Source organism: Desulfosporosinus acidiphilus SJ4 (genome assembly GCF_000255115.2).
Classification (GTDB): Bacteria; Bacillota; Desulfitobacteriia; order Desulfitobacteriales; family Desulfitobacteriaceae; genus Desulfosporosinus; species Desulfosporosinus acidiphilus.
Window position 1 is genome coordinate 491,559 of record NC_018068.1, and the last position, 11,968, is coordinate 503,526.

The window sequence follows — 11,968 nt, forward strand, 5'->3', positions numbered from 1 at the left end:
GGATTGCTAGACGTCAATAATTTCGACCGTATGCGTATCGGCTTAGCTTCGCCGGATATGATTCGTGACTGGTCCTTTGGAGAAGTTAAGAAGCCTGAAACCATTAACTATCGGACCTTAAAGCCGGAACGGGAAGGATTGTTTTGTGAAAAGATCTTTGGCCCGACCAGAGATTGGGAATGCCACTGCGGAAAATATAAACGGGTACGTTACAAGGGTATTGTTTGCGATCGCTGCGGAGTTGAAGTCACTCGATCGAAGGTGCGCCGTGAGCGGATGGGACATATTGTCCTGGCCGCTCCAGTTTCCCATATATGGTATTTCAAAGGAATTCCCAGCAGGATGGGTCTGCTTTTAGATATGTCCCCCCGTGCTCTGGAAAAGGTCCTCTATTTTGTTTCCTATATTGTGACAGACCCCGGAGATACTTCTCTGATGAAAAAGCAACTTCTAACGGAAACAGAATATCGTGAATACAAAGACAAGTATGGAGATCGTTTCCAGGCCAGTATGGGTGCTGAGGCAGTTAAACTCCTGCTCACAGAAATGGATCTGGATAAACTTAATGACGAGCTGCGCGGCGAACTGAAAGAAGTTTCCGGGCAACGGAAAATCCGTGCTATTCGTCGTTTAGAAGTAGTCGAGGCCTTTAAGCAATCAGGAAATCGCCCGGAATGGATGATTATGGATGTTGTGCCGGTTATCCCGCCTGAACTGAGGCCTATGGTTCAATTAGACGGCGGCAGGTTTGCAACTTCTGATCTTAACGACCTATATCGACGGGTTATTAATCGCAATAATCGCTTAAAGCGACTTTTAGATTTAGGAGCTCCTGATATTATTGTGCGCAATGAGAAACGGATGCTCCAAGAAGCTGTTGACGCCTTAATTGACAACGGCCGTCGAGGTCGTCCGGTAACAGGACCGGGGAACCGCCCGCTGAAATCTCTAAGCGACATGCTGAAAGGAAAACAAGGACGTTTCCGTCAAAACCTTTTAGGAAAACGCGTAGACTATTCGGGACGTTCCGTTATTGTTGTCGGACCAAACCTTAAATTGCATCAATGCGGCCTTCCTAAGGAAATGGCTCTTGAACTCTTTAAACCCTTTGTGATGAAAAAGCTCGTAAACGAAGGGCACGCTCATAATATTAAAAGCGCTAAACGAATGGTTGAGCGCGTACGCCCTGAAGTCTGGGATGTTTTAGAGGAAGTCATTACCGATCATCCTGTACTGTTAAACCGTGCTCCAACCCTTCACCGTTTAGGAATCCAGGCTTTTGAACCAATCTTGGTTGAAGGCCGTGCGTTACAGATTCATCCCCTCGTCTGCACGGCGTATAACGCTGACTTTGACGGGGACCAAATGGCTGTACACGTTCCTTTGTCGGCAGAAGCTCAAGCCGAAGCTCGTTTGTTGATGCTGGCCTCCCATAATATCCTGAATCCTAAGGACGGCCGTCCCGTGCAAACTCCTACCCAAGACATGGTCTTAGGCTCCTACTACTTAACGATGGAGCGACCAGGGGCTTTCGGCGAAGGTAAAATATTCAAAGATTTCAATGAAGCTGTTTTAGCTTATGATACAGGTGAGGTCCATTTACAAGCGAAGATAAAAGTTCGGCGTGACGATGGGCTTTTGGAGACGACAGTCGGTCGCTTGATCTTCAATTCTGTAATACCTAAAGAGATCGGCTATTTCAATGAGGTTGTCGGCAAAAAGGGTCTCGGTGAGATTGTAGCTAAGACTTATCGTATTGCCGGATATGAAGCTACCGCCTCGCTGCTTGATGGACTGAAAAGTCAAGGATTTAAATTCTCAACACGTGCAGGGATGACTGTTGGTTTGACTGACATCACCGTTCCCGAAGCGAAGACAGAAATTCTCTCCAATGCTGACCAGGCCGTTGCTAAAACAGAATTGCAGTATCGCCGAGGTTTAATTACCGATGAAGAGCGTTATAATTTAGTTATCGACACTTGGGCTAAAGCCACCAAGACAGTCACCGATGCCTTGATGGAAAGCTTAAATCAGTTCAATCCTGTCTATATGATGGCAACTTCGGGAGCACGGGGTAATATTCAACAGCTCCGTCAGTTGGCCGGAATGCGGGGACTTATGGCTGATCCGTCCGGACGTACTATTGAATTGCCGATTAAGGCTAATTTCCGTGAGGGACTGACGGTTTTGGAATACTTCATCTCCTCCCACGGTGCCCGGAAAGGTTTGGCTGATACAGCTCTAAGAACGGCTGACTCAGGGTATTTGACCCGACGTTTAGTCGATGTTTCTCAAGACGTTATTGTGCGTGAAGAGGACTGTGGAACATCCGCGGGTATTATCGTAGAAGATATCAAGGATGGCCCGGAAATCATCGAGTCCTTGGAAGAACGACTGGTAGGACGTTTTGTTCTGGAAGATTTATATCATCCTACAACAGGAAAACTTCTTGCTACTCCGGAAAAGGAAATGACGGAAGAACAAGCAAAAGAGATTGCAGCTGTGTTTGATTCCGTGGTTATCCGATCTGTTCTTGCCTGTACATCACGTTATGGAGTTTGCAAAAAGTGTTATGGACGTAATTTGGCTACCGGCCGGCCTGTAGAAATGGGTGAAGCTGTGGGGATTATCGCAGCACAATCCATCGGTGAGCCAGGTACGCAGCTGACGATGCGGACATTCCATACTGGCGGTGTAGCCGGAGACGATATAACACAAGGTCTTCCGCGGGTCGAAGAATTGTTCGAAGCCCGTAAACCTAAAGGGCAAGCGATTATATCAGAAGTCAAAGGGAAAGTTTCCATCAGTGAAGTTAAGGGACGCCGAGAGGTGGAGATCACCACTGACTCCGATGAGCATATCACCTATACCATACCTTACGGGTCTCGTCTCAGTGTGAAAGACGGTCAGATGGTTGAGGCAGGGGATGAACTTACAGAAGGAAGTATTAATCCGCATGATATGCTGAAGGTTAAAGGCCAGCGCGGGGTTCAGGTTTATCTCGTAGGCGAGGTTCAGCGTGTGTACCGCCTGCAGGGCGTTGATATTAACGATAAGCATATTGAGGTTATGGTTCGCCAGATGCTGCGCAAGGTTAAAATTGATGATGCCGGTGACACAAGCCTGCTGCCGGGCGGTCTCATTGATATTTTTGATTTTCAGGACGAGAACGCCAAAGCAATTGCCAATGGAGGAGAACCGGCTGTCGCTCACGCAGTATTGCTGGGGATAACCAAAGCCTCGTTGGCCACAGATTCCTTCCTGTCTGCTGCTTCGTTCCAAGAAACAACCCGAGTCCTTACCGAAGCAGCGATCAAAGGAAAAGTGGACCCCCTCTTAGGTCTCAAAGAGAATGTTATCATCGGTAAGCTTATTCCTGCAGGAACGGGCATGGCTCGCTATCGAAATATCAAAACCTTCGATGCAAATCCGGTTTGAAATTATTGACACGTTTGAATGCAAATGCTAAACTACTATAGTGTGTGACTAAGGGAGGAAAGCATATTGCTGCTTGATGAAACCTTTAAACAAGCTAGAAATAAGACCGTCGGCTTAAAGCAAACCCAACGCGCCTTGGAAAAAGGTACGGTTCGTTGTGTTTATGTAGCAAAAGATGCCGAAGCTCATGTTTTACGTCCGATTCTTGAATGGTGCAGGACCCATAATGTTGAACGCATAGAAGTCTCAACCATGAAGGAACTTGGCAATGCCTGCGGAATTGAAGTGGGTACTGCGGTGGCGGCGATCTTGGAAGACTAATGTATCGTGCTGGTTTTGGAATTGCTTGCTAAATGCTGAAGCAAGCAATTCCTTGTATATTGATTTGATCAGAAAGGAGGTGGAGACATGCCGACAATCAACCAACTCATTCGCAAAGGTCGTACTTCAGTTGGAAAAAAATCGACAGCTCCAGCTTTACAGTGGGGCTATAACTCTCTTAAACGTAAACAATTCCCGTCGGGCGGTTCCTCGCAAAAGAGAGGGGTGTGCACAAGGGTTTATACGACAACTCCTAAAAAGCCTAACTCAGCGCTTCGTAAGGTTGCTCGTGTTCGTTTGACAAATCAACTGGAAGTTACTGCATATATTCCCGGTATTGGTCACAACCTGCAAGAGCACTCCGTGGTTCTTCTCCGCGGAGGTCGTGTTAAAGATCTGCCTGGCGTACGGTATCACGTAATTCGCGGTGCCCTTGATACAACAGCTGTGCAAAAACGCGCCCAAGGCCGCTCGAAATACGGAGCAAAACGTCCCAAAAAAGCCTAATTTGATTTAGGATGATTGAGTACGCTATAAAGGAGGGATACTGATGCCACGTAAGGGATATATTGCTAAACGGGAAGTTCTGCCTGATCCGATTTATAAGAACCAGACAGTAACAAAGTTTATCAATCAGATTATGTTAGATGGTAAGAAGGGGACTGCTGAGGCTATTTGCTACAGCGCCTTTGATATGATTCAGGAAAAAGCCGGTAAAGATCCGCTGGAAGTCTTTAATAATGCCCTGAAAAACGTAATGCCGGTTTTGGAAGTTAAGGCCCGTCGTGTCGGTGGAGCCAACTATCAAGTTCCTATCGAAGTACGTGCAGAACGTCGTTCGACTCTCGCACTCCGCTGGCTTGTTGCTATGGCGCGTAAGCGCGGCGAGAAAACGATGCAAGAGAAAATTGCTGCTGAGTTGCTCGATGCAGCTAACAATACAGGCGGCTCTGTCAAAAAGAAGGAAGATATGCATAAAATGGCTGAAGCGAATAAAGCTTTTGCGCATTACAAGTGGTAGTTTGTGGCACACTGATTTTGACAGAAAGGGGGAATCGCAGTGGCAAGACAAAATTCACTTGAAAATACGCGTAATATTGGAATCATGGCCCATATTGACGCCGGGAAGACAACTGTTACAGAACGTATTCTTTTCTATACAGGACGTGTGCATAAAATTGGTGAAGTTCATGATGGCGCAGCAACGATGGACTGGATGGTCCAAGAACAAGAGCGCGGTATTACGATTACTTCTGCGGCAACAACTTGTCAATGGAGAAACAATCGGATTAACATTATTGACACACCTGGGCACGTGGACTTCACTGTAGAAGTTGAACGTTCTCTGCGGGTGCTCGACGGTGCTGTAGCGGTATTTTGTTCCGTAGGCGGAGTTGAGCCCCAGTCTGAAACGGTTTGGCGTCAGGCGGATAAATACAAGGTTCCGCGTATTGCTTATATTAATAAAATGGACCGGATGGGAGCCGACTTCTTCCGTGGTGTTTCCATGATCTCTGACCGATTGGGTGCCAGGCCTGTTCCGATTCAGGTGCCTATTGGCGTGGAAGACAGCTTTAAAGGCGTCGTAGATCTGGTAACAATGACAGCGATCATTTACACGGATGATTTAGGAACAACCGCAGAGCATAATGCGATCCCTGAAGAGTTACAGGATTTAGCGAATGAATACCGAGAAAAGCTCGTTGAGGCTGTTGCCGAGACCAGCGAAGAGCTCATGATGAAATATCTCGAAGGTGAAGAATTAACCGAAGAGGAAATCCGCGCGGGTATTCGCAACGGCGTTATAGGCAACAAGTTTATTCCGGTGTTGTGCGGTTCAGCTTTTAAGAATAGAGGCGTTCAACCTCTCTTGGATGCTGTTGTTGACTATATGCCATCTCCGTTGGATGTTCCTCCAATTAAAGGTGTTAATCCGGATACCGGAGAAGATGATCATAGAACTGCATCCGACACCGAACCATTTTCCGCCTTGGCCTTTAAGATCATGGCAGACCCCTTTGTTGGGAAACTGGCTTTCTTCCGGGTCTATTCCGGGGTACTAAGCGCCGGTTCTTATGTATTCAACTCAACAAAAGGTAAGAAGGAACGGATCGGCCGTATTCTCCAAATGCACGCTAACCACCGTGAAGACATTCCGGAGGTTCGCTCAGGCGATATAGCAGCAGCAGTCGGTCTGAAAGATACGACCACTGGAGATACACTTTGTGATGAGAAACAGCCGATTATTCTTGAAAAAATGGTCTTCCCTGAGCCGGTTATCGATGTTGCAATCGAGCCAAAGACAAAAGCAGACCAGGAGAAAATGGGCGGCGCCTTATCACGTTTGGCTGAAGAAGACCCAACGTTCAGAATGCGTACAGACGTTGAGACGGGGCAAACAATTATCGCCGGTATGGGTGAACTCCATCTGGAGATTATTGTTGACCGTTTACAGCGGGAATTTAAAGTTCAATGTGACGTAGGACGTCCTCAGGTTGCCTATAAAGAAACTATCCGCAAAGCGGTTAAAGCTGAAGGAAAGTTCGTACGTCAGTCAGGCGGCCGTGGTCAATACGGACACTGCTGGGTTGAATTTGAACCTATGGAACCAGGATCCGGTTTTGAATTTGTCAATAAAATTGTTGGTGGGGTTATTCCTCGCGAATATATTAACCCAATCGGCGATGGTATCGAAGAAGCTATGCAAAACGGTATTCTCGCAGGATATCCTGCTCTCGATATACGGGCTACAGTCGTTGACGGCTCCTATCACGATGTTGACTCTTCAGAAATGGCCTTTAAGATTGCCGGCTCTATGGCTTTCAAAGCCGGTACCGCTAAAGCCGACCCGGTAATTTTGGAACCTGTTATGAAAGTTGAAGTAACGGTCCCTGAGGAATATATGGGTGATGTCATCGGTGATATCAGCTCACGTCGTGGACGTATTGAAGGAATGGAAGCTCGCGGTAATTCCCAAGTTGTACGCGGCTTTGTTCCTCTCGCTGAAATGTTTGGTTATTCGACAGATTTACGGTCAGCCACCCAAGGTCGTGGAGTATACGTGATGCAATTTGACCATTACGAAGATGTTCCAAAGACCATTGCTGACGGCATTATAGCAAAACGTCAAGGTGCGTAAGCAAGGATTAAAGACCGGGGTTCAAATTCTTTTCAAGCTTGAAGAGGGTTTGAACTTCGGTACCTCGCTGAATTATAAAAACCCTGAAATATTTAAAAGGAGTGAAAAACATGGGAAAAGCGAAATACGAACGTACAAAACCACATGTTAACGTTGGAACCATCGGACACGTAGACCACGGTAAAACAACGACCACAGCTGCAATCACTGTTGTTCTTTCTAAAGTCGGCGGTGCTGTAGCTACAGCATTTGACCAAATCGACAAAGCTCCGGAAGAGCGTGAACGTGGTATTACCATTTCTACCGCTCACGTTGAGTACGAAACCGAAACCCGTCACTATGCACACGTTGACTGCCCAGGGCACGCTGACTATGTCAAGAACATGATCACCGGTGCTGCTCAAATGGACGGCGCAATCCTCGTTGTATCTGCTGCTGACGGTCCTATGCCGCAAACCCGTGAACACATTCTCTTGGCTCGCCAAGTTGGTGTTCCCAGTATCGTTGTTTGGCTTAATAAAGCCGACATGGTTGATGACGCCGAACTTATAGAGCTCGTAGAAATGGAAATTCGTGAACTCTTAAGTTCTTATGAATTTGATGGCGACAATATTCCCATCGTTCCCGGATCTGGACTTAAAGCACTGCAATGTGGCTGCGGAAAACGCGATTGCGAGTGGTGCGGAAAAATCTGGAACCTTATGGATGCAGTTGATTCCTACATTCCTACTCCGGAACGTGACACCGATAAGCCTTTCTTGATGCCAGTTGAGGATGTTTTCACCATTACCGGTCGTGGTACCGTTGCTACCGGTCGTGTTGAGCGTGGTCAAGTGAAGGTCGGAGACGAAGTTGAGATCGTCGGATTAAGCACCGCTGCTCGTAAAACTGTTGTAACCGGCGTTGAGATGTTCCGTAAACTCTTAGACCAAGCACAAGCTGGAGACAATATCGGTGCACTCCTCCGTGGTGTTGAGCGTAAAGATATTGAGCGCGGTCAAGTTTTAGCGAAAACCGGCTCCATTAAACCTCACACCAAGTTTTCCGGAGAGGTTTACATCCTGAACAAAGAAGAAGGCGGACGTCATACTCCTTTCTTCAACAACTATCGTCCTCAATTCTATTTCCGTACAACCGATGTTACCGGTGTAATCGATCTTCCTGAAGGAACTGAAATGGTTATGCCCGGCGACCGTGTAACGATTGATGTTGAACTCATTACTCCAATCGCTATGGAAGAAGGACTTCGTTTTGCTATCCGTGAAGGCGGCAGAACTGTAGGTTCAGGAATTGTTGCCAAAATTAACGAGTAATTAGTCTTTTAAAGACACTAAATTAGAGAGGAAGAGATTCTTCCTCTCTAATTGTGAAGGTCAGGTGAAGGAATGCCATCTGACCTCTGATATCTGGAATGGCGCAAAAGGTTGCTAGGCAGGTGACTCCGCTTGCCTGGGGAATTTTTGCGCTCAACCCGTGTAACGGGAATTTAAGGAGGTAGAATTTAAAATGAGCCAAAAAATCAGAATTCGCTTAAAGGCTTTTGATCACAAAACCTTGGATCAATCTGCAGAACGTATTGTAGAAACCGCAAAGAGGACAGGAGCTCAAGTCAGTGGACCGATTCCTCTCCCTACTGAGAAGAACATTTACACAATTTTGCGTTCCCCTCATGTTAACAAGGATTCAAGGGAACAATTTGAGATGCGGACGCATAAGCGCCTCATTGATATCCTTGAGCCTACGTCAAAAACTGTGGATGCCTTAATGCGCTTAGATCTCCCCGCTGGGGTTGATATTGAGATTAAGCTCTAATTCTTTATTTTTTTGTAGCTTAATTATAAGTCTTGTGATATAATATGTTGTACTTGTCGCGAGAAACGCCCGGTAGCGTGTAGAAAAATTGCGATGAGATAAATAAGATGACACTCTCGTGCACCAGAGTAATCCGGCGCACTTCAAAGTGTCTAGGAGGTGGCATTCGTGTCAAAAGGAATTCTAGGTAAAAAAATAGGGATGACCCAAGTCTTCACTAGCGAAGGAAAAGTCATTCCGGTCACAGTGGTGGAAGCTGGTCCTTGCCCTGTGGTACAAAAGAAGACAGTTGCTACAGACGGATATAATGCTGTTCAACTGGGTTTTTCTGTACTTCGTGAAGGATTGACCAACAAGCCTCGCCAAGGACATTTCCAAAAGGCAAACTTGAAGCCTATGCGTTATGTCAGAGAATTCAGGGTAGAAGACATCGACAGCTATGAAATTGGTCAAGAAGTCAATGCGGACCTGTTTACAGTCGGCGATCGCGTGGATGTCGTTGGTACTTCAAGAGGCAAAGGCTTTGAAGGTATGATTAAACGCAACGGTGCCAGCCGCGGACCAATGGCTCACGGTTCAAAATATCATCGTCGCTCAGGTTCCCTTGGCGCGAAAGGCCCGGCTCGTGTTTTCAAAGGCCGTGTTTTGCCAGGCCGTATGGGCGGCGAGCGTGTAACTGTACAAAACTTGGAGGTCATCCGAGTTGACTTAGATAAAAACCTGATCTTGATCAAAGGGGCTGTCCCGGGAGCGAAAAAATCATTGCTCATTCTGAAGCCTTCTGTCAAGGCGAAGTAGCACTGAGAAAGGAGGAATAAGCAATGCCTAAAGTTCAAGTAGTAAATATGCAAGGCGCACCTGTTGGTGAAATTGAACTAAGTGATAATATCTTTGGAATTACACCCAATGTTCCTGTTCTTCATTCAGCCGTTGTTTCCCAATTAGCTTCTCTGCGGCACGGAACGCAATCAGCTCTGCTGCGCGGCGAAGTACGCGGAGGCGGACGCAAACCATGGCGTCAAAAGGGAACTGGCCGTGCACGTTCCGGAAGTTCACGCTCCCCTGTTTGGAGAGGCGGCGGTGTTGTATTCGCACCGAAACCGCGTAAGTATGGATTTAAATTGCCGAAGAAAGTTAGACGTCTGGCTTTACACTCAGCACTTTCTTCGAAAGTCATAGAACAACAGCTTATCGTGTTGGATGCTCTGAAATTGGAAGAGGTTAAGACACGTGAAATCGTTAAACTTCTCAAGGCTCTGCAAGTCAGCAAGAAGGCAATGATTGTCACGGATGAGGTTGACGAAGCGGTTTTCCGTTCGGCTAGTAACATAGAGGGTGTAGTCACCATGGATGTTGCTGGGATGAATGTCGTAGACTTGCTCAACCATGATGTTCTTGTCATGACTAAGGCTGCGATCTCAAAAACAGAGGAGGTGTTTGCGTAATGCGCGACGCACGTGAGGTCCTCAAAAGTCCGGTTATCTCTGAAAAATCAGTAGGTCTTGTTGAGGAAAACAAATACTCCTTCTGGGTTAATCCAGCAGCTAATAAAATCGAAATCAAAGCCGCAGTAGAAAAAATGTTTAAGGTTTCCGTAGTGGACATTCACACCATCAATGTTCGCGGGAAAATGAAACGGGTAGGCAAGTACAGCGGTAAGACCGCAAATCGGAAAAAAGCGATTGCTACGCTTAAAGCTGGAGATAGAATTGAAAACTTCGCAGGCCTGTAAGCAGCTTGAAGCAAAGGAGGAAAGAAACCAATGGCACTGAAGTCATTTAAACCAACCTCGGCCAGTCGTCGTCAAATGACTGTTTCGACGTTTGAAGAAATCACCAGAACTGAGCCTGAACGTTCTTTGTTAAAGCCTTTACGCAAAAAGGCCGGCCGCAACAGCGAAGGTCATTTAAGCGTTCGCCATAAAGGCGGCGGGCACAAGAGAATGTATCGTCAGATTGATTTCAAACGGAATAAAGATGGTATCCCGGCACGAGTGGCCAGTATTGAATATGATCCTAACCGATCGGCAAATATTGCCTTGCTTTACTACAAAGATGGGTTCAAAGCCTATATCTTAGCACCTAACGGTCTACAAGTCGATCAAATGGTCGTTTCTGGACCGGATGCAGATATTAAAGTAGGAAACACTCTCCCTTTAAAAAATATACCAGTCGGTACTTTATTGCATAACATTGAGATGAAACCCGGCAAAGGAGCACAAATGGTCCGGACCGCCGGAGTTGCAGCTCAATTAATGGCTAAAGAAGGCGCTTATGCAACCTTACGTCTTCCCTCGGGAGAAATGCGCATGATCCGTCTTGAATGCCGCGCAACTATCGGTCAAGTCGGAAACTTAGACCATGAAAACATTAACATTGGTAAAGCCGGACGATCCCGTTGGCTGGGAATTCGCCCAACCGTTCGCGGATCAGTTATGAATCCTTGCGATCACCCCCATGGCGGTGGTGAAGGCCGTAACTCCATTGGACGTAATCCGGTTACACCTTGGGGAAAACCTGCCCTTGGTGCCAAGACTCGGAAGAAAAAGAACTTGTCGAATCGCTTTATTGTGAAACGGCGCAGTAAGTAGTCGAAAGGAGGCCCATGAATGAGCAGATCTGTAAAAAAAGGACCTTTCGTCGAAGCTCGTCTCCTCGCACGTGTTGACGCGATGAACGAATCCGGTGACAAGCGCGTCATCAAGACATGGTCCAGACGCTCAACAATTTTCCCGCAAATGATTGGTTTTACTATAGCAGTGCACGATGGACGGAAACATGTTCCTATCTATATTACCGAAGACATGGTAGGGCATAAACTTGGCGAGTTCTCGCCGACTCGCACCTATAAGGGCCATGCTGGCAGTGAAAAGTCCAGCGGCCTACGATAATTCGAGAGGAGGCTAAAGACACATGCAAGCAAAAGCAGTGGCAAAATACGTACGTATCTCTCCTCGTAAGGTGCGCCAAGTTGTTAATTTGATCCGCGGCAAGAAGGTCAGTGATGCGTTCGCCATTCTTCAATTTACTGCTAAGGGATCAAGTGCTGATGTCACAAAGGTATTAAAATCAGCAGTTGCTAACGCAGAGCATAATTTTGACATGAATACAGATGAACTTATCATTACTCAAATTTGTGTGGACGAAGGACCAACTTTAAAACGCATTAAGCCTAGAGCTATGGGACGTGCAGACCAAATCCGCAAACGGACGAGTCACATTACCGTGGTTGTTGGCGAAGAGAAGGAGGACTAGAACT

Annotated in this window: 13 protein-coding genes; all 13 read left to right on the top strand. The window is 46.7% G+C overall.

The annotated features are described in order from the left end of the window. Positions 1-3: 3 nt before the first annotated feature. The 13 genes from rpoC to rplV all read left to right on the top strand — a co-directional run bounded on the left by rpoC (position 4) and on the right by rplV (position 11,964). Complete coding sequence (gene rpoC / locus DESACI_RS02360; protein WP_014825562.1) at positions 4-3,438, top strand: DNA-directed RNA polymerase subunit beta'; 3,435 nt, start codon at positions 4-6, stop codon at positions 3,436-3,438. 69 nt (positions 3,439-3,507) lie between these two features. Continuing rightward, complete coding sequence (locus tag DESACI_RS02365) at positions 3,508-3,759, top strand: L7Ae/L30e/S12e/Gadd45 family ribosomal protein (protein ID WP_041276219.1); 252 nt, start codon at positions 3,508-3,510, stop codon at positions 3,757-3,759. Between the two features lie 87 nt (positions 3,760-3,846). Beyond that, complete coding sequence (rpsL, locus tag DESACI_RS02370) at positions 3,847-4,266, top strand: 30S ribosomal protein S12 (RefSeq protein ID WP_014825564.1); 420 nt, start codon at positions 3,847-3,849, stop codon at positions 4,264-4,266. Between the two features lie 43 nt (positions 4,267-4,309). Further along, positions 4,310-4,780: a 30S ribosomal protein S7 gene (gene rpsG / locus DESACI_RS02375; RefSeq protein WP_014825565.1), complete on the top strand. Its 471-nt coding sequence runs from the start codon at positions 4,310-4,312 to the stop codon at positions 4,778-4,780. A gap of 39 nt (positions 4,781-4,819) precedes the next feature. After that, the gene (fusA, locus tag DESACI_RS02380) at positions 4,820-6,898 is read left to right on the top strand and encodes an elongation factor G (RefSeq protein WP_014825566.1); all 2,079 of its coding nucleotides are present in this window, start codon (positions 4,820-4,822) and stop codon (positions 6,896-6,898) included. Positions 6,899-7,008: 110 nt separating this feature from the next. Then, entirely contained in the window at positions 7,009-8,211 is a 1,203-nt protein-coding gene (tuf, locus tag DESACI_RS02385) for an elongation factor Tu (RefSeq protein WP_014825567.1), read from the top strand. A gap of 193 nt (positions 8,212-8,404) precedes the next feature. Further along, positions 8,405-8,710, top strand: a complete 306-nt coding sequence (gene rpsJ / locus DESACI_RS02390; RefSeq protein ID WP_014825568.1) for a 30S ribosomal protein S10 — start codon at positions 8,405-8,407, stop codon at positions 8,708-8,710. Positions 8,711-8,878: 168 nt separating this feature from the next. Beyond that, positions 8,879-9,508, top strand: coding sequence for a 50S ribosomal protein L3 (gene rplC, locus DESACI_RS02395; RefSeq protein ID WP_014825569.1), 630 nt, complete (start codon positions 8,879-8,881; stop codon positions 9,506-9,508). A gap of 23 nt (positions 9,509-9,531) precedes the next feature. Next, the gene (gene rplD / locus DESACI_RS02400) at positions 9,532-10,155 is read left to right on the top strand and encodes a 50S ribosomal protein L4 (RefSeq protein WP_014825570.1); all 624 of its coding nucleotides are present in this window, start codon (positions 9,532-9,534) and stop codon (positions 10,153-10,155) included. Continuing rightward, on the top strand, positions 10,155-10,442 hold the full coding sequence (locus DESACI_RS02405; protein ID WP_014825571.1) for a 50S ribosomal protein L23: 288 nt from the start codon (positions 10,155-10,157) through the stop codon (positions 10,440-10,442). Before rplD ends, DESACI_RS02405 begins: the two co-directional genes overlap by 1 nt. 30 nt (positions 10,443-10,472) lie before the next feature. Next, positions 10,473-11,300 (top strand): 50S ribosomal protein L2, encoded by an 828-nt coding sequence (gene rplB / locus DESACI_RS02410; RefSeq protein ID WP_014825572.1) that lies wholly within the window; start codon positions 10,473-10,475, stop codon positions 11,298-11,300. Between the two features lie 18 nt (positions 11,301-11,318). Beyond that, positions 11,319-11,600, top strand: a complete 282-nt coding sequence (gene rpsS, locus DESACI_RS02415) for a 30S ribosomal protein S19 (RefSeq protein ID WP_014825573.1) — start codon at positions 11,319-11,321, stop codon at positions 11,598-11,600. A 22-nt stretch (positions 11,601-11,622) separates the two neighbouring features. Next, positions 11,623-11,964, top strand: a complete 342-nt coding sequence (gene rplV / locus DESACI_RS02420; protein WP_014825574.1) for a 50S ribosomal protein L22 — start codon at positions 11,623-11,625, stop codon at positions 11,962-11,964. Positions 11,965-11,968: the final 4 nt, after the last annotated feature.